This window comes from Thermoflexibacter ruber, from assembly GCF_900113045.1.
GTDB classification, from domain to species: domain Bacteria; phylum Bacteroidota; class Bacteroidia; order Cytophagales; family Thermoflexibacteraceae; genus Thermoflexibacter; species Thermoflexibacter ruber.
Genome location: NZ_FONY01000017.1, coordinates 1 through 22789 on the forward strand (window position 1 = coordinate 1; position 22789 = coordinate 22789).

General features: G+C 40.5%; 13 protein-coding genes and 1 tRNA gene. 2 read left to right on the plus strand and 12 right to left on the minus strand.

From position 1 onward, the window contains the following. Nucleotides 1-333: hypothetical protein (locus tag BM141_RS22930; protein WP_394331677.1), on the plus strand; the 333-nt coding region annotated here is incomplete at its 5' end. Here BM141_RS22930 and BM141_RS10390 read toward each other — a convergent pair. The 8 genes from BM141_RS10390 to BM141_RS10425 all read right to left on the minus strand — a co-directional run bounded on the left by BM141_RS10390 (nt 334) and on the right by BM141_RS10425 (nt 7578). Then, nucleotides 334-945: a response regulator gene (locus tag BM141_RS10390; protein ID WP_091544935.1), complete on the minus strand. Its 612-nt coding sequence runs from the start codon at nt 943-945 to the stop codon at nt 334-336. Nucleotides 946-986: 41 nt separating this feature from the next. Continuing rightward, on the minus strand, nt 987-1397 hold the full coding sequence (locus BM141_RS10395; protein ID WP_091545070.1) for a response regulator: 411 nt from the start codon (nt 1395-1397) through the stop codon (nt 987-989). 4 nt (nt 1398-1401) lie between these two features. After that, nucleotides 1402-2097, minus strand: a complete 696-nt coding sequence (locus BM141_RS10400; protein ID WP_091544936.1) for a Uma2 family endonuclease — start codon at nt 2095-2097, stop codon at nt 1402-1404. Between the two features lie 335 nt (nt 2098-2432). Beyond that, a complete protein-coding gene (locus BM141_RS10405) occupies nt 2433-2774 on the minus strand; it encodes a type II toxin-antitoxin system PemK/MazF family toxin (RefSeq protein WP_091544937.1) in 342 nt (113 codons plus the stop codon). Further along, nucleotides 2767-2985 (minus strand): hypothetical protein, encoded by a 219-nt coding sequence (locus BM141_RS10410; protein WP_143090884.1) that lies wholly within the window; start codon nt 2983-2985, stop codon nt 2767-2769. The genes BM141_RS10405 and BM141_RS10410 overlap by 8 nt, the downstream gene beginning before the upstream one ends. Nucleotides 2986-3045: 60 nt before the next feature. Next, nucleotides 3046-3435: a hypothetical protein gene (locus BM141_RS10415; RefSeq protein WP_091544939.1), complete on the minus strand. Its 390-nt coding sequence runs from the start codon at nt 3433-3435 to the stop codon at nt 3046-3048. Then, a complete protein-coding gene (locus BM141_RS10420) occupies nt 3408-6260 on the minus strand; it encodes an ATP-binding protein (RefSeq protein WP_091544940.1) in 2853 nt (950 codons plus the stop codon). Before BM141_RS10420 ends, BM141_RS10415 begins: the two co-directional genes overlap by 28 nt. A gap of 178 nt (nt 6261-6438) precedes the next feature. Beyond that, nucleotides 6439-7578, minus strand: coding sequence for a glycosyltransferase (locus BM141_RS10425; protein ID WP_091544941.1), 1140 nt, complete (start codon nt 7576-7578; stop codon nt 6439-6441). Nucleotides 7579-7950: 372 nt separating this feature from the next. Between BM141_RS10425 and BM141_RS10430 the strand changes: the two genes are divergently transcribed. Further along, nucleotides 7951-9423 carry a glycine--tRNA ligase gene (locus BM141_RS10430; protein WP_091544942.1) on the plus strand — a complete coding sequence of 491 codons (1473 nt, stop codon included), beginning with the start codon at nt 7951-7953 and terminating at the stop codon, nt 9421-9423. Between the two features lie 61 nt (nt 9424-9484). On the opposite strand, the gene BM141_RS10435 is transcribed toward BM141_RS10430, so the two are convergent. From BM141_RS10435 to BM141_RS10450, 4 genes are all read right to left on the minus strand, one after another. After that, a tRNA-Ala gene (locus BM141_RS10435) sits at nt 9485-9558 on the minus strand. A 47-nt stretch (nt 9559-9605) separates the two neighbouring features. Next, a complete protein-coding gene (locus tag BM141_RS10440) occupies nt 9606-11246 on the minus strand; it encodes a T9SS type B sorting domain-containing protein (protein WP_091544943.1) in 1641 nt (546 codons plus the stop codon). Nucleotides 11247-11446: 200 nt separating this feature from the next. Next, nucleotides 11447-20050, minus strand: a complete 8604-nt coding sequence (locus BM141_RS10445) for a T9SS type A sorting domain-containing protein (protein ID WP_143090885.1) — start codon at nt 20048-20050, stop codon at nt 11447-11449. Continuing rightward, nucleotides 19959-22529 carry a hypothetical protein gene (locus BM141_RS10450; protein WP_143090886.1) on the minus strand — a complete coding sequence of 857 codons (2571 nt, stop codon included), beginning with the start codon at nt 22527-22529 and terminating at the stop codon, nt 19959-19961. Before BM141_RS10450 ends, BM141_RS10445 begins: the two co-directional genes overlap by 92 nt. Nucleotides 22530-22789 lie beyond the last annotated feature (260 nt).

Sequence of the window (22789 nt, forward strand, 5' to 3'; positions counted from 1 at the left end):
AAGACTAATATCTTAGCTATTGGCGATAAAGGGTATGTAGGGTTGGGAAAAAGGCTTGAGAATACACTTGATTATGAGCTAATTATACAAAATAGAGCAAACCAAGTAGCTAATACTGCTACTGAAAAAGCATTTCTTGGTATTTTTCGTAAAACCATTGAAACAGTAAACTCAATACTGACAGAGCAGTTTAACATACAATATACACGTGCAAAGAGTGCTTGGGGACTAACAAATAGAATTATCGCAAAAATAACATCCCTAACTTTTGCTATTTATTTAAACTTTATAACTCAACAACCTATCTTAGATATAAAAAACTTTATATTTTAACTAGCACAATTGGTTGAAATAATCTTCTCCTAAGGACTGAGCGATGCGGTCAGGAAAAGGTAACATAGCATTTTGGATACGCTTTGCATAGTTGATACTATCAGTAAGGTCTTCATTCTTCTTTTGCAACTCGGCAGTGCGTTCTGCTATTTTCAGTTCAAGCTCTTGGTTGTAGCGAACTAATTGTTCATTTTTTATCTCTAATTCCCTATCTGCCTGATATTTGCCAAGTGCTTCTTTTACTGTCATTATCAAATCGCTCTGTTCCCAAGGTTTGCTGATATAGCGGTACAGACTTGCTTTGTTTACTACATTTCCTATGGCTTCTACGTTGGCTTGCCCTGTAAGCATAATTTTCAAAGTAGATTTGGAAATAGCGTGTACTTTGATGAGCAATTCATCACCTTGCATATTGGGCATGATGTGGTCAGAAATGATGATGGGAAAAGGTGCGCCTGAAGACAAAATATTCCGAATTACATCTAAGGCTTCCTCTCCACTTTCAGTAATTTCTATAGAGTAATCTTTGCCAAATTGACCACGTAGCTGGGCTTTTAGGCTATTCAAAACAAAATGTTCATCATCTACGCAGAGAATTACTGGTTTTTCCATTCTTATTCGTGCAAATTCGTGTAATTAGTGGCTAAATATATTCATTCGTACAAACTTGTGTAATTAATGGCTAATCCAGACCTAATCGTTTCCACTAACTCCTCCTCTTCCCAAGGCTTATAGATAAACCTATGCAAGTTTGCATTTTCTTGTGCATTTTTTATAGCCTTTTCTGCCGCCTGCCCAGAGAGCAAGACCTTGACTATCTGAGGGAAACGCTTATGCACTGCAATTAAAAACTCATCTCCCTTCACATCAGGCATGAGCCAATCGGACACAATAATAAGAATTTGTGTGCCATGTGCCACTAATTCCTCAATAATTTCAAAGCCCTCATCTGCACTTTCTGCAAACTCATATTGGTATTCACTACCAAAGTTTTTTCGTAACTGCCCTTTTAGACTCTCCAAAACGATTCTTTCATCATCTATACACAAAATTGCTTTTTTCATATTCTTATTCTTCTGATAATAAAGCATCAATCACGACTTCAAAGCCAACTAAAACATCTTCTCCTGTGATAAGTTCGGAGAAAGGAATAGTTTTTAACTCTCTATCAGGGCGATAGATATAAGTTTGCTTGTGTTGGGGGACTACTAACCATGCTAATTTTACGCCTTGTTTCATGTAAAAATCCATTTTTGCTTGTGCTTCTTCCCAATCATCATAGGTAGAAAACCACTCCACCAAAAAAGTAGGAGTAACTGTAATAAAACTTTTTTGAGGGATAAGTTTAAGTTCTGATTTTAAGATGTAGGTAATATCAGGCTCTTTTTTGCTTCCATCGGCGAACCTTACTGTGCTATTAGAATCATAAAATTGCCCTTGTTTGTTGTTTTTGATTCTATTCCAATAAAAAAGTTCATCTAAGAGATTAGATAAACCTCTTTGGTTTTCTTCATAGTTAGGCATATATTTTAAGATAAGAGAGGTATGGTTTTCAGTTTCTATTTTGAGCAAGGGATTCTCAGAGGAGAGTTTTACCAGAAAATCATCGCTGACATCTCCTAAGTCTTTGAGCGCAAGTCTGATACTTCGGCGTTTTAACCTTGCTCCATGAAAACTCAAGCTATCTGCAATGTGCCTTATTAAGGCTTCCGTCTCCGCTTGCTCTACTGCCCAATCTACTTCTTCATCTGTGAATATTTCCATTTGTTTGAAATATATAAATTCATATTTAACTTATCAAAAATAAGAAAAACTTTACAAAATCACCAAACTTTCCACAAACTTGATGCTTTACACTCTTATTTACCCCTCTATTGGCAGCCGTACCCAAAAGGTCGTCCTCTTGCCTATAACTTTCTCAAAGAGATAAAAAAGTAAGCATGTTTTGTAGCTCTTCTAAGTCTCCTACTTTGGCAACTAATGCTGTGTTCTTATGCACTCAACAATACTCATTTGCAGGAGATGAACAAGTCCAAAAAAAACCAAAGGAGCAGACTTGCGAAGAGGTTTGGGACTTACCCTAAATCTTACTCTTTCCTTTATGATTTTTTTACTAAGCTATGAATTTTTGTTTTGATGAGTTCGAAATAATCACCTTTCACCATACTAAATTTTTTGATAATCTTGCTTTGGTGGATGGTAAAAAGTTTGTGTGCCTTTACTATGGAACTTTCAGGTAGGATTCCTATTTCTAAGTCATGATTTGACAAATCCACTGAGTATGCATCCTTATAGTCATTGCTTGTAATCACACAAACAAGTACATCTTCAAAGGATTGATTGTAATCATTGTTTGAAACAATCAATACAGGTCTCTTTTTATTGTTACTCAAATCGGAGTAGGGAAAAGGTACTAATACGATTTCTCTTTGCTTATACATTATCCCAAGCAGAATTTTGGCTGTCCCAAGAGTTATCTATTATACATTCTGTCAAGTCATCAGTGAAATTACCCATATAAAGACCATATTTGTCTTGAAAGAGTAAGTCTATTAACCGATTCATTTTAATAAGTAAGTCGGTATTTTTAAGTAGATTAATTTCTTCTTGCAAACTTTGGTACTCTGTAAGTGGTAGTTGGATTATTTCCATAAAATTTTTTTCTTTCTCCAAAAATAACAAAATAGCATTTGAAAAGCAAAAGAAAAAGAATCAAAGTCTTTGAAAATTTGATTCTTTTTGCAATCTCCCCAAGAAAGTAACAGTATTTTGCAGATTTTCTAAATTTCCCACTTTGGCGACCAGTTCTATATCCTTTATACACTCACCTACACTTGATAGATAGGGAAAATGGAGGAAAAGTTCTTCTGCACCCCAGCCATAAGCTAAATGGAAAGTAATTAGCTCGGATACTTTGAGGTTGGCGCCCTTTATAATTGCCTTTTCCTCAGCATTAATAGAAAGGTGAGGATAATGTATTGCCACTTCAACCATATTGTTTTCTATTTTTTCAAAGATAGGAAATTTTACCCAAACATGGAGAAAATCATCAAACTTTCCACAAGTTTGGTGATTTACCCCTCTATCGGCAGCCTCACCCAAAACCTTGTTCCCCTGCCTACTTCGCTTTCAAAGCCCATTTCGCCATTGTGTTTTTTCACTATTTTCTGGCATATATCCAGCCCCAAACCACTGCCTTCGCCTACGGGTTTGGTGGTGAAAAAAGGTTCAAATATCTTGGGTTTGATGTCATCAGGAATCCCCTTGCCTGTATCTGCAAAACTCACTATCAGGTTATTGTTTTCTTGCTTCATGCCTACGGTCAGCTTGCCTTTGTGGTTCATGGCTTGCAAGGCATTGTGAATCAGGTTTGTCCATACTTGGGCAAGTTCGTCGGGGTAGCACCAAAACTCAGGATTAGCCTCGTATTCTCTCTCTACTTCTACTCCTTGCTTTAAAAGGTTGTGGTACAAAGTGAGTACGGTTTCTAAGCCATTTTTCAAGGTTGCCTGTACTTTTTCGCCCAAGTGGTCTTGGCGGGCATACGTTTTCAGGGCAAAAACTACCTTAGAGGCTCTGTCCACCGCAACCTGTATGTTTTCTGTGCTTCTCTGTTGGTTTACAAGGTGATAGGCAGTTTGCAAAATCAGGCGGGCTTCCTTGTCTCTGAACAGAGGAAGAAAATCCATGTAGCCTTCGTACAAGCCCATAGCTGTTAGGTCATAAGCGATTTCATCTGCATCTGCTACGCCCAGAGGCTCTAAGTCATCTTGCTGCTTCCTTCTGATTTGCCTTTCCTCTCTGGAAGAAACCAACTGCTTGTTAGCTAAGGCTTTGGCTACGAGGGCAAAAAAGAGGTTTTTCTTTTCCTCATCTAAGATTTCAAAGATTCTGGGCAGTTCGGTAATGGATTGGTTCAAGTCAGTAACGATATTTCCCGCAGAGGCACGGATAGCACCCAAAGGAGTATTGATTTCATGGGCTACATTGGCAACCAACTTACCCACCACAGCCAAGCGTTCCGATTGGACTAATTGGTCTTGGGTGGCTTGGAGGTTTTCCAAAGTAGTCAAGATTTCCTCTCTTTGGGTATTTATTTCTGCATTTTTGAGTTGGATTTCGTTAAAGCTTTCTGCATTCTCTAAGGCAATGGTGGTGTAAGTCGCTAAGTTTCGCAAGATGTTCAGGTGATAATCTGAATACGCATTTTTTTGGAAAGATTGTACCGTAATCAGCCCAAATACCTTGTCTTGATTTTTCATCAAGGGAAGGTAAATCAGCGATTGGGGTTCTTCTGCTGCTGTTCCGTCCTCTAAGGTAACATTATTAATGACCGTTGTTTTTCCATTTTCCTTGTCTAAGTCATTGATAAAGATTTCTTTTTTCTGCTCTATGCACTGCACCGCCCATTGTGTTTTGTCTTGCATACTGCGGCTATAGGGTAGGTAAGCTACGCCTCTTTCCATTGCCAACTCATACCTGATTTCCTGCTGATTTTCTTTGTAAATACCGATGCCAAAAATAGTAGCGTCCATGAGTTGGTTGATGCTTTGGTAGAGTTGGGCAAAAATGACTTCAAAGTTCAGGGAGGAGGTGATTTTTTTCCCAATCTCATTGAGCAGTTCTACATTCTCATACGATTTTTGCAAGCTGTCCCTTTGGGCGAGTACTTCTTCGTTGATTTGGTAGAGTTCTTCGGATTGCTGGGCAATCTCTTCGTTTTTTTCTTGTAAAAGTTGATTAGCTTGTTTTTGACGGAGGCTATTGCGGTAGGTAATGCCTAAAATAAGTAAAACGACTAAAAAGCCGCCCCCTGCTATTGCCCAATACAACCTTTGCACCTGCTTTTCTTTTTCTGTCTCAGCTTTTTCTGCCATACGCCTTTCCTCTTCCAAATTTTTCCGCACCGCTTGCATGGCTTTCTGTGCTTCGGGCTTATAAAGTTCCCTTTCTCTCAAATCTTGGTAAATAATTCTGTACTGGTAGGCTTTTTCATAGTCTTTCTTTTGGGCATACAACTCGTTTAATAGCCTGTATAAACCAGATGACGTAGGTTTATTGAAAACGGCTTTTTCTTCTGCTAATAGTGTTAATGCTAATTTTTCTGCCTCTAAAAGCTCTCCTTTATGAAGCAATATCTCGGCTTTATCCAACTTGGCATTAAATTTTTCTCTTGCACTATTAAACTTAGTAGCTAACTGCTCTAATTCGGGTAAAAAAGAGTCAGCAAGACTATCTTGTCCAAGCTGTATGTAAGTAGATACTATATTGGATAATACGGTAGCTAAACCTAATTCTTCTTTATTTTTTCGCCTAATGGCTTCTGCCTTTTTATAGTAGCTTAAAGAGAGTAAGCACAAGCTATCATGTACAGCTTTATCCTTGCTAAACTCTGCTTCTCCTGCATACATAGAGCCTATGTTGTTATAAACTACGGCTAATCTCTCTTCATTTTTTAATCTAATAAATATTTCCTCTGCTTTTTTAAAAAAAGACAGTGCTTCTTCTATATCTCCCATAGTACCACTTAGGCTTGCCAAACGAAGATATGCAAATGCTTTTTCAAACAAATGGTTGCCCTGAGTAGCTACTTTTAGACTTTTTTGGGCATAGTGCAAAGCCGATACATAGTTGCTCTTTTCTGTTTCGCTAAAAGCAATCATGCTTAAGGCAAAACTTTCTCCTTTGGTGTATTGTAGCTTTTCCGCAAGGGCAAGTGCTTTTTGACAATAATAAATAGCAGTATCAGAACTGGAATAGATATATGCCCTTCCTAAATCAATCAAAATTTTGACTTGGTTGGTATCGGACTGGCTGGCAGAGAGCAAGCGATTCAGGCTGTCCAGGGCTTGGGCATTTTGGGCTGAGGTAGGCATCGCGCTCAAGAGAAAGAAAGCAATAATAATAGAAAGTTTAACAAGTTTCATGGCGATTTGGGTTAGTAAAATTAGTTTCTCTAAAATTAAGAGAATAAATTTTTAAAAAGCAAAATTTTTGAAAAAAAGAGAAGAATGATTTGAAGTGAGTTTTAAAAAACAAAAGGAGCAGGCTTTGCGAAAAGGTTTGATGCCCTACTTTTTATTAAGAGTATGATTGATGTACTTGTTACAATGTATCTGCTAACTCAAAAATCTTCCCTATCATTGTTTCCCAACTAAAACGCTTTTTTTCTAACTTAATATTCTCAGCAAATTCTTTATCCCTCTGATTATCAAAAAAATCTAATATAGCGTTTTTAATTTCTACGGATTCAGGCTTTACTACATAACCTACTTTTTGGTGTGATACTATTTCTGCTAAGCCACCTACATTGGTTACTAAGATAGGTTTTTCAAAATGATAAGCTATTTGAGAAACGCCGCTTTGTGTAGCAGTCTTATACGGTTGCGCCACAAGGTCTGCGGCACAGAAGTAGTTGGCAACCTGCTCAGTGGGGATAAAGTGAGTATGTCTAATAATTTGATTTTCAAGTTGATACTTTGTTATTATCGCTTCGTATTTGCTCATATTTTCATAAGGCTCACCCGCAATGATGAGTTTTATCTTTCGTTTTTTCAATTCTCCCTCTCCAAAGGCTTCCAACAGCAAATCAAGCCCTTTGTAAGCACGAATCAATCCAAAAAACAAAACATATTGAAAGTCAGGGCTTAGTCCTAAGTTTTCAAGTGCTTCTTCCCTGCTGATAGGCGTGCCATAGTTGTCATAAATAGGGTGAGGGGTGTAGATTTTGGGCTTGTCTGGCTCAAAAAGGGCGATGTCATTAAGTACGGATTTTGCCATAGCAATAAAGCCATCGCAAGATGAAAGAAAATAGCGGGTAAGCAGTTTATCACCTAACCTTTTTTCGTGGGGAATAACATTGTCGGTAATAGCGATGAACTTTGTTACATTTCTCTGACTCCAACGCATAATACGGCTAAAAGTACCTAAACAGGGTGCCATAAAAGGTAGCCAAAAGCGAAAAATAACTATATCAAACGACTTTTTTCTGTACTCATTTCCTACCCGAAGCCAATTGAGTGGCTGGATAGAGTTAAGTTTTGGACTAATCAGTAAGGTAGAGGGGGCAGGCTCGTCAGTAAATTGGGAAGTACCCGGAAAAAGAAAATCAGGATACTGTAAGCTAAAACTTAGTATCTCTACCTGATGTCCTGCTTGTTGTAAACTTTTAGCTAACTGCTCATTAAACGTGGCAATGCCTCCCCTAAGAGGGTGAGCAGGACCTACAATAAGGATATTACTCATTACAATTCATTTTTGGTAGGCAAGATAGGCAAAAAGCAGAGAGTAAAACAAGCCTATCCGTTATTTTCACTTTAATAAATTTTATACAATTTGTAAATCTCTTTCTCTGAAAAAAATATTTTCTTAAAAAATTCCCTTTATCTTTGCAGTCCTAAAATTTTACATTAAAGCAGTTATCAATAAAAATACAAAAGGATAAATGATAGTGAATGGTAAGTAGTTATGAATTATTAGTTATAAGTTGTGAATTAATACAAAACATTAATAATCAATGTCTTAGTAAACATTTATAGTATAAGCTAATTTTGCAGGGCTACTTAACTACAAATAACAACTAACTATTCAACTATTTAATTATCAATTAAATCAAACATGGAACAGCAACAAGAAGGACTTTTTCAGAAAATTATTGCTCATGCCAAAGAATATGGCTTTGTTTTTCCTTCAAGCGAAATATACGACGGCTTACAAGCGGTTTATGACTATGGTCAGAACGGCGTCGAACTCAAAAATAATATCAAGCAAGCATGGTGGAAAACCATGACTCAACTTCACGATAACATTGTAGGCATTGATGCGGCGATTTTTATGCACCCTAATACTTGGGTTGCTTCTGGACACGTAGCAAGTTTCAATGACCCGATGATTGATAACAAGGACTCTAAAAAACGCTATCGGGTCGACCACCTCTTAGAAGGCAAGGCAGACCAGTTGGTGGCAGAAGGCAAGCAAGCAGAAGCAGATACACTACTGAGAAAAATGAATGATTTGCTTAATGCCAATGATTTTGATGCACTCAGAGAGTTGATTATCAATGAGAAAATTGCTTGTCCTATCTCTGGGACGGTGAATTGGACAGAAATCCGTCAATTTAATCTGATGTTTTCTACGCAAATGGGAGCGGTCGCCCAAGATGCTGATACTGTCTATCTGCGTCCTGAAACTGCTCAAGGTATTTTTGTAAATTTCTTGAATGTGCAGAAAACAGGAAGAATGAAGATTCCCTTTGGTATTGCTCAAATCGGGAAGGCATTTAGAAATGAGGTAGTGGCACGTCAGTTTATTTTCCGTATGCGGGAGTTTGAGCAAATGGAAATGCAGTTTTTTGTGCGTCCCGGTACAGAAATGGAATGGTACAATTTCTGGAAAGAAACCAGAATGAAGTGGCACAGGGCGATTGGTATTCCTGCGGAAAAGTTGAAGTTCCACGACCACGAAAAGTTGGCTCACTATGCCAATGCCGCATTGGACATAGAATTTGAGTTTCCTTTTGGATTTAAAGAAGTAGAGGGTATTCACTCCCGTACAGATTTTGACTTGGGCAATCACCAAGAATTATCTAAGAAAAAACAGCAATACTATGATAATGAGGTGAATAAAAACTATGTGCCTTATGTCGTAGAAACCTCCATTGGGGCTGACCGTACTTTCCTTATGGTTCTTTGCAATGCTTATACCGAAGAGATAGGCAAAGATGCAGAAGGCAACGAGAAGATTCGCACTTTCTTGAAGTTGCACCCCGCTCTTGCACCTATCAAGGCGGCTATTTTCCCGTTGGTGAAAAAAGATGGCTTGCCAGAGATAGCTCAAAAGATTTATAATGATTTGAAATTGGACTTTAAAGTATTCTATGAGGAAAAAGACGCTATTGGGAAACGCTATACTCGTCAAGATTTGATAGGTACGCCTTTCTGCATAGCTGTCGACCACCAAACCCTCCAAGATGAAACAGTTACAATCCGTCATAGAGATACTACGGAGCAGGAAAGAGTAAAAATCAGCGAGTTACGTAATATTATCGAGAAAGAAGTTTCCTTAAAAAGGATTTTTGAGGCAATAGTATAGCAAATAAATACAATAAAAAAACCTCCTTCAAAATTTACTTTGAGGAGGTTTTTTGTTGCTGTGGAGCATATCGGAGTCGAACCGATGACCTTTTGCATGCCATGCAAACGCTCTAGCCAGCTGAGCTAATGCCCCTTTCTTATTTGTATTGCAAAATTAGCAAGGGAAGATGAAAAAACAAATTATCTGACCAAATTCAATGCACCAGACCATTTTCTTCTGCCATTTTCTGCGGAGATAAAATAAAAATACGTGTGTGTAGGCAAGACTTGCCCGTTGTAAGTGCCGTCCCATGCTTTGGCATATCCCTGTGAATAAAATACTTTTGTTCCCCATCGGTCAAATATTTCTACCACTGCATCAGGTTGAAATAGGATATTTCCTATTTCCCATGTATCGTTTACTCCATCGCCGTTAGGGGTAAAACCATTAGGAATAAGCAATTCTCGCCTTACTGTAACATTCACATTATCTGTTACCTCACAGCCTACGTCAATAGTAACTTTGACAGTGTAAGTAATACTTTCTTGAGGGGTTGCTACGGGGTTAGGAATGTAGGGATTGTCCAAGTAGGTCTTAGGCGACCATTCATACCGCAAGTGAGGAGTGCGACTATTTGGGTTTGCTTCCAAATTGGTAGTGAGGGCAACGGCAGTATTCATTAGTGCACTGAGTTGGATACTTTCTCCTAAGGTAATAGCTACATCTTCGCCTGCATACACAGGAGTAGCGGGTGGCCTGATATAGACATCTGCCTGTATCTTGGCACTCACACAACCAAACTCTTCGTTGGCTACATAAAACGTAGTATTCCTTTTCAAGTCCTCAGTGGTGTAAGTGCTAAAATTGGCACCCTTGATAGGATAGAAGTTTGCGTCGTACCATTGGTACTTGCCTTCTTTGCCTCCTTGTGCTTTGAGTGTAACTTTGCCTTCCCCGCATCGACTTACAGGGCTACAAGTGGGAGGGGGAATCTTAGCTTTGAGGCTAACTAATACAGGTTCTGAAGTTGCAGAGGCACATTTATTGGAAATGGTTACAGTGTAGTCCCCTGGTTCAAAAGCTAACAAGGCACGGCTATTGACCGTACCTACTTTTCTGCCATTTCTTTTCCACTCATACTCTACGCCTTCTATGAAGGGAGTAGTTAGTTCTACGTAAGTTCCTTCGCAAAGAGCCAGAGAACCATTGTGCTGAACCTTAGGGACTGCAATGCTATTAGCAACGATTTGTACAGCATTAGAGGTAATCGTACACTCTGTTTGTCTATCCCTTGCCGTTACACTATACACACCCGGTTTAGAAACAGTAATGGTCTGTGTCGTTTGCCCGTCTGACCATCTAAATTCATTAGAAGAACTGATGGCTTTGAGAGTAACGGTTTCTCCATCGCAAAGATTAGTTGAGCCTGTAACTTCAACACTTACAGTAGGTGCAGGTCTAATGATGATGTCTTTGCCATTATCTCCGTCTTCGAAATAAGGAGCTGTAGCTATTACTCTAATGCGGTATCTTTCACTTGGTACAAGCAAGATAGGTAATCTTGCTCTTACCCCTCCGCCTGTTCTTCCTATGGCATTGGTCAATCTGCCTATGGTGCTGGCTCTGCTAAAACTTCCTCTCTCATCGCTCAACTGAACTGTAAACTCCGCAGAAACGAAGTTAGTGCTAAACTTTACCTCTATTTCCGAACCTGCACAAATCGCAGAATTATCTACAAAGGTGTGAAGAAAATCTTTCCTTTTTTTTGAAGTACCTGAAAAAGAATCAAAAGGCAAGAAAACAGTGAATAATAGGATAGAAAGAATAGTAAGATTTCGCATATCACTTTCATATTTTAACGTACTCTACTTATTGTTCAGGAGTAGTGTTTAATAATTAAGCGAAATTTACGCAGTATTTGCAAGGAAAGCAAAAAGCAAATGTATTTTTCAGTAATATTTGCTTTTTAACAAAATAAGAAAGGCTGCTTGTATTTGTCAGACAGCCTTTCTTGAAAAATCTAAAGTTCAGAGATGAAAACTTATTGGATTACTACTTTCCTCACAAAGTTATCCGTAGGTGTAGCTACCGAAAGTGTATATAGACCTTTGGCAAAGTTAGAAGGAACTTGGATAACTCCACCACCAAACTTAGTACGTTGGTAATATACCTCTTTGCCAAGTGCATCAACCATCTTCAGCTCGATTTCTGCACCTATCTGAGTAGGGACAATCACGTTAAAGCCTGTATTTTCATCACTTGGGTTTGGATAGATGATAAGTTCACCTCCGTCGCCTTCAAATAGGATAGCTACCACATTGGTCAAGGTTTCTGAACCATCTATATCTACTTGCAACAAGCGGTAGTAGTTCATACCCTGATGCGGCTTAGTGTCAGTAAAGAGATACTTTTGCGTAGTATTGGCATTCCCTTTTGCTACTACCTTGCCTATGGTAGTGAAGTTCTTACCATCTGTGCTGCGTTGAACGTTGAAGTGGCTGGCTCCTCTTTCTGAAATGGTTTCCCATTTTACATCTACCACTTTATTATTTCTTATTGCGTCAAAACTCAAGAACTCTACAGGTAGAATCTCACTTGTACTTACAGGTCCAAATTTGGAGAAAGAGTTAAAGTTGTCGCGTCTGCCGGCACTGACATAACAGCTATTCGCAAAACCCCACGGAGATGCTCCATTGGTTTGTTTCATAAAGGTAATATTTGCGTTACTGCATACAAAAGCACCTGAATCTATGGCAGGAAGTATGAGATTGTAGCTCGGTCCTGTTTCTGTTACTTCTGCACCATTGGCATTCGTAGTCTTCAAATCCCAATGCCCGCCGGTACATAGGTCATAAAGGAAGCTATTATTTGCACAAGCGTCTGTTACTGTACCCGGCAAATTAGGGGTGCCTGCTGGAGTTTCCGATGCAAAATAGGTTCTCAGGCTACTTGCTGTAGTCAAAGGCTGATTCAGTGTAATCGTCAGTAATCTGTAGCCGTTAAGAGGTCCTGCGGGGTCGCTATCTCCTGCGTTGCTTTCTCCACCTACAGGGAAATCATAAGTTCCTGTATGATTTACGTTTCTTCGCAGGGTCAGATTATTACCAGTCAAGGTCGTAATGATGTAGCTTGCATCTGAGTGATTCGCAATCGCACCAACATCAGAATTGCTTACATAGACCTCCTTGGCAGGGGTTGCTAAACTTGTGAAGATGTGTCCCTTATTCAGCACTAATTGATTTTCTATTATCAAATTTCCTAATTGTAAATTGACATCTCTGGTTTCATCTTGTTGATTGACAATGAAGTTGTTGAAAGCTTCCCTACAATCATCGCAAGCTACGGGCTGTTCTCTGTAATAAATCTGGTCGCCTACGGTAGATTTTCTAAACTCTACTGTTCCGCTACCATGCTCAAAACTTGCTCCCGGAATACCTCCACCAAGCGTAGCAAAATCATCATCAGTCGCAATTGGAGATGAGGAACCAAAGCTATTAAAAGTACCATAGTTGTTGTTTGTGTATCCATTTGGATATATAGTACTATTTTTACTGATACCATTAATGAACTTCTCACCACTAAACAATATATACTTCTGATTTGCGTCTAAAGTACCATTGATAATAGCTAAATCATTCCTTACATCTATGTCGTCTTCTAATTGTACCACCTGCTCTGGAGTTTTCTTTCTTACTACAAAACTTGCAAAGCTATTGTCTTCACCTACACCATTATTGGTAAAGTTACCTATGATTTTGGCAGTGTAAGGACTTGTCCCTGTAGCTGTAAATGTAACTGTAGCCCCTTCTTCTGCTACTAAACCTTCTTTGATAACTGGAGGGAAAGCCACATTCTTAGCATTAATAAAGTCGCCGCATACGTTCAAATTCCAACCATTTCTAATTGTAACCTTTGCTCCATACTCTATCCTAATAGTCCTTACCTGAGCTATATTCCTCCAATTGTCATTTCTACCTGTAGGATTAGCATTTGCCCATGCAGGGTGTCCACTTCCATAAGTATCTGGCTGAGAGGTGGCACTGCTTTCTTGAATAATAGGGAAGAAGTAAGGCACACCTGTATTAGTGGAAGTGGCAGGGATAATTACATCTGAGTTACAATCCGGAATAGTACAGTTACCCCAGTTATCAGCGTTGAACCAGTCAGTATTTAAACCTCTCCACACAAACTTGTTGGCAGTAGGGAAAAAGTCAGTATTGCCATCGCAACGGTAGAACATGATGTCATCTATGGACAAGTCATTTCCTGACCTTACCGTACTGGTATTGCGTATAGATAATTCTACGGTAGAGAGTTCGCCGCTATTCCAAAGGAATGTATATTGTCGCCAAACACATCGCGTAGTATTTCCACTGAGTACAATATTATTCCCAATTTGAGAACAGTTCGCATATACACCGTAGTTAGAAGATACATTGTTAAGGTTTACTGCCCAAAAACTAAATACATAGTCTGTATTTTTCCTCACTTTGAATCGCTGCGACCATACTTTATTGGCGGTAAATGGACTGGCATTGGCAGTGAGAAAACGATTTCCACTGGGGGAAAAGTTACCATTAGGGTAAGTAGCGGCTGCACCTGCGGGGGTACTGCCAGAAGTTATCACCTCAAAAGGAGTACTGATAAAAGGAGGTCCTTGCGTTCCTAAGGAAGATCCCATGCCGGGTACTCCTGCTCTCCATTCTCCTGTATTATTAGTCCCACAATTAATTGGGGCAGCCCCGCCTGTGGCATTACAGAAATTAGAGTGGTAGCGTCTGGGATTATCGGTAACAGCCCAAGTATTTTCTGGGTTCATAGAACCGCTACATACACTTGCTCTAAGCTCAGCTTCTCTACCCATATCTCTATCATAGTCATTAGGGCTTGCATTCACATTATCAGGTACGTGAGGTGGAGTATAAGAACTATTGGAATAACCATATTCTGTGCTGAAGCCATAAGGCGTATTGAAGCGAAGTTGTGCAGTTCCCCCAGCTAAGTAGCCTGCGGTATAAGTTTGTACCCGTGAGTTGTAAGCGTTACCTGCGGCATTAGGGTCAGTAACAAAGTACATATCTCCTAAGGGGGCACCGTAACCTCCGTTTCCATTGTAAGGAATCACCCCTTCTGCATCATTATTATTAGGGTCGGGTAGAGCCGCAGGGAAAATTCCTGTAGTAGTCCCTACAAAGCCCGAGCCTGAAGCAGGTCCTGCCTCGAAATCCCCATTAAAAGTAATATTCTTAGGACAGGCAGAAGCCGCAGAATTTTTTGCACAACCTGCACATTCTAAGATGATTCGTACTCTTTGAGTTTCCCTTGTACCGCAACTTGTGGTATTTACTTCGCAGAACAATTCATACACACCTACTCCCTCAGGGAAATGAATACCTGCACTTGCCATCATAGAGTTATTAAACTTAGTTCCGTCAGCTTGGAAGGTAGCAGAAGTTGCTCCTACTATGTTGTAAGTGCCTCCGCCTACTTTGGTTACTTTCCATTGGTAAGTGTTTATGCCTGAGCCATTTACCCTGAATACGTCAGTAAACTGATTGGGCGGTGTAGTGGTGATAGCTTGCGTAACCGGCAGTGAACTATCCACATCTCTTACAATACTATAAGAACGAATAGCTAAGTCATTTAAACTCCTTTCAGCCACCATAGGCGGGTCTGTACTGATTACCCTAATCCTAAAATTAGACCCCGTTGCCATGGTAGGCTGTATAGTGGCAGGGATAATCAAATTCACGCTTCCATTTAAAGAAGTAGCGGCTTTTCTACCCACCTCTGTAAAGTTTGTAAAAGAACCATCTGGAGCGGATAAGTGGAATATAAACTCATTTTTAGGATTGTAAACAAAAGAAGCAGGAGAATTAGTGCTGTAAGGGGCAGCAGTACCTCCATTAAGCGTAATGTTAAAATCTGCTCCTAAGTTGATACACAAAGGATTAGAACCCAAATTTGTTTGTGTATAAGTTCCTGTAAGAAGTTCTGCAATAGGATTGACTTTGATATTTTCCAAAGTAAAGCTACCGCTACCATTGTCGAGGATAATTTTTAGTGCATTCATAGCGGCACTGTTAGTTACTACCCCCAAAGTAGTTGCTGTATAGCGTGTAGTTCCGTTCCATACATGTACTTGGTTAGCAGGTAAGGTTACAGTAGTACCGCCATTAGGGGGGGTATAGTTTAGACTGCCCGCTGAGGTATTGATAAACCAAGTAATCGTTCTTCTGCGAGAGCCTGTATTGGGTAGAAAGTCACCTACTACCCCTGTGTTGGAAGGCTGATGAGTAATACTTACCTGATTGCTATTGCGGAAGTTAATGTCTAAACGAGCAGCTACTGTCCCGTCTATCGTGGCATTATCTCCAAAACCATTCCCTATAAGTATCTTAGCGGCAGAGTTTGCAACTGCACTGTTTACCGCACCTACTATGTCAAATCTTACTACTGCTCCATTAGCTACATCTGGAATATTGACATTTCTTACCGCATATACCGAACCTGCTCCTGTCCTATTGAATCTAATGTCATTCAGATGGCTCGAGGTAATCTCATTACTTCCATTATTGGAAGCTCTCATGGCATTAAACTTCCCTGAGAAGTTACTTGCCAAATACAAATCCGCAGGCGTACCCGGACCGTTGTAGCGAGAAATATCCCCATTGCCATTCGTATCTGTACTATCATTAGGAATGTAAGAATATCTCGCACCAGTCCTAATATTTACTCTTTGGTTGAGTAACCTACCATAACGCTGACCCGCTGGACTTTCATCATTCACATTAAAGATAGTTCCATCTCCTTCCACGGATAGCAAGCCTGTTACGTTATAAAATTGTTGGTTTACATTGATAGTTTTGGTTGTATTGGCTACGGCAGAGCGAGCAGTCAAGTTGAAGTAATTGGTAGGATATACCAATTGGTCAGCACCTAAGTCGTAAACTACCGTATTGTTAGTGGCAGTAGCTACCAACTTATTGGGCTGTCCTGTAAAAGGAACAGCGGTTCCCCTATACACCAAGCCTGCATTGGTACTATTAATAAATTGGCTACCTACTGCCGCATCGGCAGAGAGCGTATTCAACACGATGACTGCCCTTGGGGTAGTTACACTATAAGGAGCTACGGTACTAAAAACTACATTATTAGTAAGCCTTGCATTGCTTGTAATGTTTAAATCATTAGACACAAAGAAGGGAATACTATTAATCACATTCGTAGCCGCATTAGTCAAACTCATGTTATAGAAAGTAACATTTACCAGAGGATTGGTTACTGTAGAGTTCATTAATTGGGTCTTGTTCCCGTCGAAAAGAATAGTACTCGGCGAAGTAGCTGTAAAATTGGCAGCACCAGAACTATTATTGGCAAAATTTCCTCTGATTCTAAAATTATTTCTTGTGCTTAATGTACCTCCAGTTTTGTTATACGTAAAGTTATTGAAAATGAAGTTAGTAGAAGATGCACTGCCCTTGATAGCACCAGACAAATTGAGCACAAATGTAATATCGCCTGTATTGGCAGTAAAGGTACCGTGGTTAATCATATCGCGACGAATGCTAATATTCGAGCCTGCATTAGGGCTAAGCGTAGCACCGTCTTCTATGACCAAATCTACGATATTGACTGAACCCCCGGAAGCAGTAGGCATTCCTATATTAGCCGTAATGGTATGCCCTGTACGAATAATGACTGACTGCCCTTCTGCTGGGGTAACAGGTATGCCCTGTCCGGGATAAGTTGTTGCACTTATCCACTGAGACGATGCATTGAAAAACTGCCAATTACTTACGTCACTCCAGTTTCCACTACCTAAGCTTCGATAATCTCCTAGGCTAATAAAGGTAATCGTTCCGCCCCCCACTGTATTAGTAACTGTACCTGGTCCTGGTAGGTCTGTATTGCTGGTATTATTGATAACCCCTGAAGCAATGTTAGTTACGCCCCCGCCTATAGAACTGCCCCATACTTTGAGGTTATACCCCCCTGCAAAGTTAAGCGTCCCGTGTACTTGTAAGGTAATGATGTCCTCAAAGGGAGAAATATCTACGTTCATGGTATGTCCCGCCTTGATACGCACAATTTGTGATGTAGAGATAGGCTTTCTCTCTCCGGGATAGTCTGTAGCTGTACCTATGAGCATGGTGAAAGCCGCATCAGAGAATATCTCCCAATCATTAGGATTCGACCAGTTGCCTGTGGCATTGCGACTTTGATAGTAGGTAGCACTTGCTAAGTAAACAAAATCTGTTTCTGTTACAGTACCACACTGCTGTCCGGTGTCCGTAACATTACGCCCGCTTATCTGAATGCTCGTAGCTGCACCATTCGTAAGCGTACCTCCGTTTTCTACATAGATATTGACGATAGTCTGGGCTGGGGTGGCATTAAAAGTAATGTCATGTCCTGAACGAATAATGATATTTTGTCCTGGAGTAGGTGCGATTGCGCCTGGAGATTCTGGCGCAGCTATCCAAGTAGTTCCGTTGAACTTCTGCCATGAAGCTGCCGCAGACCAGTTACCTGTAGCTACGTTGGAGCGATAATCTCCTATTTTGATTTTGATAAATCGTTGGGCGCCAGTTTCTTCTGAAACACCAGTAATGGCTGGAGTGCCGTCAGGGATTAGCGTAGTGGTACCACGAATTTTAAGGTTGTGGCAAGTAGTCATGTCTATCTTGCCGCTGTACTCTATAAATAAAGCCCCTATGTCTTCTGGTGGGCTGATATTGTGCGTAACCGTATGTCCTGTCCTGACAAATACCCTTGAGTTGAAAGAAGAAGCAGAGGTAGCTCCTGGGTATTCACCTGCGGAAGTACTGTTCCAAGTAGTTCCGTCAAATTCCTGCCAAGTGGCATCTGTTCCCCAGTTTCCGCTTCCTGCGGTACGATAATCTCCTGTAGCTACGACTACATAAGTCCCTGTTCCCGACACGAAAGTACCATTGTTAGTCATGCTATTTCTGGCTCTTAAACTGTATCCCGCTGTGTTGCTAGGATTGTCTATTTCCAAAGTACCACCATTTTCTAAAAACACTCTGCCTATGTCTTCTATTGGGGTAAGGTTGAGATTGACTGTTGTGGTGGCTCTTACAAAGACTTGTTGAGTGTTGCTTAATGGGGCGGTTTGTCCGGGATAGTCGGTGGCACTGACCCAAGTAGTTCCGTTGAACTGTTGCCAAGTAGCTAAGGCACTCCAATTACCTGTCAGAGAGCGATAATCTCCATTGGCAGGAATAACTACTGCGGAAGCACAGGTAGTGCAAGTACCATTGATAACAGGGGCAGTACGAGAACGCATCGTATTCGTTCCTATGAAGTTAAGTGTTCCCCCTGCAAATATTGTTACATTTTGTGTGTCCTCAAAAGGAGTTACGTCTGCGTTAATCGTATAACCGCTCATTATGCTTACCTTAGGAGGATTCACAGAAGTATTTTTAGCAGGATAATCTCCCGGCAATACATCTATCCAATTTGTTCCTGTATATTTTTCCCAAACCCTGTAATCGCTCCATGCATAGCTTGTACTACCTATCAAAGTACCAGCTCCTCCCAGAGTGCCATTATTTCTGAATACATTATTCACGGTAAGCGTTTGGGAAGCGTTGATAGTCAGCGTTCCTCCGGTAGCTATTTCCAAATTAAAAATTCCACTTTGGGAGGCAGTTACTGTTACATTGTGTCCATTTTGAATAAGGACTTTGCCGGAAGACATGGGGGTCTGACCGGGATAATCTGTGGCTGCTACCCAAGTAGTGCCGTTATATCTCTGCCAAGTTGCCACACTGTTCCAGTCCCCTGAACCGTTGCTTCTATAATCTCCAATAGAATCTTTGAATATTTTAGTGCGGTAATCGCCTGCCGTACCAAAAGTAAGCTGTCCCGTAACAGTTCCGTAATTGATTACTGAACCTAAGGCAGTGATAGACTGCCCTCCACTGATAGTTAAGGAAGCAGTAATTTCTATCAATAAATTATTGATTTCTTGCGGAGTGGTAGGGGAGGTTATTGCATGACCCTTGCGGATAACTACTGTACCAGAACTCATTGGGGTCGTTTGTCCCGGGAAGTCTGTGGCAGCTACCCAAGCCGTACCATTAAACTTTTCCCAAGTAGATACGCTATTCCAGTTACCTGTACCAGTGGTTCTGTAATCTCCGATATTTACTTTTACCAACACACCATTGTTAGGCGTATAAGTACCGCAATTCAAAAACTCCCCTCTGTATCTCAAATCGTAATCACCACTAATAGTAAGCGCGCCGCTTGGGTCTATAGAGAGCGTTCCAATCTCTTCCATAGGAGTATCATCTAAGGTAACAGTATGTCCATTTTTAATAAATACTTTCGTTCCTGCGGTAGAGGCATTAAAAGCAGGATAATTGGCTGGAACCCCCCAAGTAGTACCATCAAAGCTTTGCCATGTAGCTGTATTTGTCCAGTTACCTGTGGCTACACTGCGAAAATCACCCACAGCCAAAATAAATACTCTTCCACTATTTGGAATGTAGCTTCCTGCATTGGTAAAAGACAAAGTTTTGACGTTATAGCAACTCATGATGTTGAGCGTACCTAAGTTTTCTACTCTTATGATGACCAATCTCGTGGGTGGGTGTGCCGTCCAAATCAACTGCATGAGAAGGGCGAATGAAAATATTAGGTGTGCCTACCATAACATTTTGACCCGGATAGTTAGTTGCACTTACCCAGTTGGTCCCGTCATATTGCTGCCAAGTGGTTAGATTAAGCCAGTTTCCTGTAAGATTGATAGTTCTGTAATCTCCTGCATTTACTTGTACGGCGGCAGAGGCACAACTGCCTCCAGTACAAGCAGTTCTATATCTTACTTTATTCCCTGAAAATACGGTGATAGAGCCACCTGTAGTATTCAGTGTACGTACATCTTCCATAGGAGTAAGGTCAAGATTGACTGTATGCAATAATGTAACCGTCTGACCTACGACGGGTACATTTTGTCCGGGATAGTCCGTAGCAGGGCTAAAAGTAGCGGGCATACCTGTAGGAGATACCTCCCACACACTTACATCACTCCAATTCCCATTTTTTACAGTTCTATAATAAATAGCATCATAAGTAATGAAACCTGTAGGAACCACCGTAAGCGTGCCACAATTTTTAAGCGTATTTACCTTTAATTCAAAAGGAGAGTTCACCGTAACAGTCCCTCCACTTGAGATGAATACATCTCCAGAGTTATTAGGCACATTGGCATTGACTGAAACGCTATGTCCGCTTTGGATAATGACATCTCTTGTACCTACCAAAGGGTTTTGTCCGGGGTATTCTGTGGCAGCTACCCAGTTTGAGCCATCATAGCGCTGCCAAGTTCCTACTATTCCCCAATCTCCTGTTCCTGCACTCCTATAATCACCTGCTTGGATAGTAACATACCTACCAGGTCCTACATTAAAAGTCCCATTGGAAATAAGAGATTTGAATTGAATTAGCGAACAGTTGGTGATAGACGCACTTCCAAAGTTTTCTATAATTGTATTTCCTGCAATATTTGGCACAGAGGCATTGATAGACATGCCGTGAACACTTCTCACAAACACACGATTATTAAGGTCTGCCACTTCACCAGGGTAGTTAGTCGCTGCACTCCATGTTTTCGTTCCTGCATTAAATACTTGCCAGTTTCCCGCAGTCTGCCAGCTTCCTGAAGCAGAAGTTCTGTAATCCCCTGTAGCTAAATTAAAAACTCTGGTAGCACAATCTGGACAGGATCCTAAGATAGTAGCAGGACCTTCTCGCAAGCGAAGTATATTGCCTGGGTCAAAGGTCAAAGTTCCCGAAGCAGCAACTCGCAGTTTATTTAAGTCATCAAAGGGAGTAGTATTCACCAGCACGTTATGTCTTACTAAGACTTCGCTGGTAGAGGTAGGGGCGCTTTCACCGGGATAGCCTCCACTTACCCAGTTTCCTGAAGGGGCATCATAAGTCTGCCAGATAGCTGCATCTGACCATTCTCCGTTCATTTTGCTTCTTATTAATCCGTCTGAGCTGGCACCAAGAATTTGTAAGTTACCCGGTGTACCAATAGTACCACAGTTCACGGGAAGTGAATTATCAGGTACTTCTAATGGATTACTCACATTTAGCGTTGCACCAACAGCTACAAATATGCCTTTGACTGTATTGGTAACTGTGTGGGCATCTACCGTTACCGTATGCGTATTCCGAATAATGACATTTTGGTTGTTAATAGAAACATTTTGACCCGGATAGGTAGTGGTAGCAGTCCAAGCAGTACCATTGTAAGTTTCCCATGTAGCCGAAGCCGTCCAGTTTCCCGTACCCACAGAGCGGTAGTCGCCGTTTTGGAGTACCATAGTAGCTTTGGAGGAGGGTTCAGTAAAAGTGCCATAGTTCTGCACTGTTGTCGCAGACCTTATGGCGACTCTGCTACAAGTAGAGGTAAGTGTAGAGGTATTTTGTATCACAAGTGTATCTATCGGGGAGGTACTGGTCGTAACGTTGATAGTAACTGTATGCCCTGGTCTGATAAATACTTTTCCATAGGCGACAACGTTTTGCCCTGGATGTTCGGTAGCTGCAGACCAAGTTTTTGATGGAGCGTCATACCTCTGCCAAGTTCCAGCGGCTCCCCAGTTTCCCGTAGCAACACTTCTAAAATTCCCAGTCCCTAAGCGAAAAACACGCGCATTGCACGAACCGCAAGTCCCATTAATTGTCAGTGTACCTCTTAACCTTAGTGTGTGATTAGTATTTAAGTTGAGCGTATTTCCTGTATTTACTACCAAACTACCTATATCCTCATCAGGAGTAACATTAAGATTAAAATTATTTTGAATAGTAACTACCTGATTAGTTGCGGGAGCAAATTGACCTGGATACCCCTGCATAGCGTTAGGTACTACCCAGGCAGAACCATTCCATCTCCGCCAATGAGATAGATTGTTCCAATTACCATTGTTTTGGTTTGTGCGGTAATCGCCTACAGCCTGAGCATGTACATCTAATAAGAATGCAAAAAAGCAAATAAAGAAAGAGGCGATAGCAAAAAGTCGCCGTTGAAACTTTACAGCGTGCATAAGTCCATTCATAATTTTTTTTAATAGATATTTTATCATAGAGCAATTCCTGTTTGAAGTATCATTTTTACAGTAAGAAAAAGACATAGCATTGAAGTAATATATACAAATATAACGACTAATTGTATTAAACGTAGCTTAGGTATGAAGGTTAGGTTTAATGCGTTATGTAAGTTTTAATTAAAGATGAATCATATCATAAACGAATAAGACTGACAAAATCTGCAAATTCCTTAATAATATTTCTCACAATATTCACACCTAAAAAGTAAAAAAAAGCATGATTATTTACATTTAAC

Excerpts from the sequence above, each read along its gene's own strand:
- BM141_RS10390 (WP_091544935.1), bottom strand. The coding sequence starts at position 945 with ATGGAAAAACCAGTAATTCTCTGCGTAGATGATGAACATTTTGTTTTG.
- BM141_RS10445 (WP_143090885.1), bottom strand. The coding sequence starts at position 20,050 with ATGCAGTTGATTTGGACGGCACACCCACCCACGAGATTGGTCATCATA.
- BM141_RS10430 (WP_091544942.1), top strand. The coding sequence starts at position 7,951 with ATGGAACAGCAACAAGAAGGACTTTTTCAGAAAATTATTGCTCATGCC.
- BM141_RS10400 (WP_091544936.1), bottom strand. The coding sequence starts at position 2,097 with ATGGAAATATTCACAGATGAAGAAGTAGATTGGGCAGTAGAGCAAGCG.
- BM141_RS10440 (WP_091544943.1), bottom strand. The coding sequence starts at position 11,246 with ATGCGAAATCTTACTATTCTTTCTATCCTATTATTCACTGTTTTCTTG.
- BM141_RS10420 (WP_091544940.1), bottom strand. The coding sequence starts at position 6,260 with ATGAAACTTGTTAAACTTTCTATTATTATTGCTTTCTTTCTCTTGAGC.
- BM141_RS10450 (WP_143090886.1), bottom strand. The coding sequence starts at position 22,529 with ATGATAAAATATCTATTAAAAAAAATTATGAATGGACTTATGCACGCT.
- BM141_RS10395 (WP_091545070.1), bottom strand. The coding sequence starts at position 1,397 with ATGAAAAAAGCAATTTTGTGTATAGATGATGAAAGAATCGTTTTGGAG.
- BM141_RS10425 (WP_091544941.1), bottom strand. The coding sequence starts at position 7,578 with ATGAGTAATATCCTTATTGTAGGTCCTGCTCACCCTCTTAGGGGAGGC.
- BM141_RS10405 (WP_091544937.1), bottom strand. The coding sequence starts at position 2,774 with ATGTATAAGCAAAGAGAAATCGTATTAGTACCTTTTCCCTACTCCGAT.
- BM141_RS10410 (WP_143090884.1), bottom strand. The coding sequence starts at position 2,985 with ATGGAAATAATCCAACTACCACTTACAGAGTACCAAAGTTTGCAAGAA.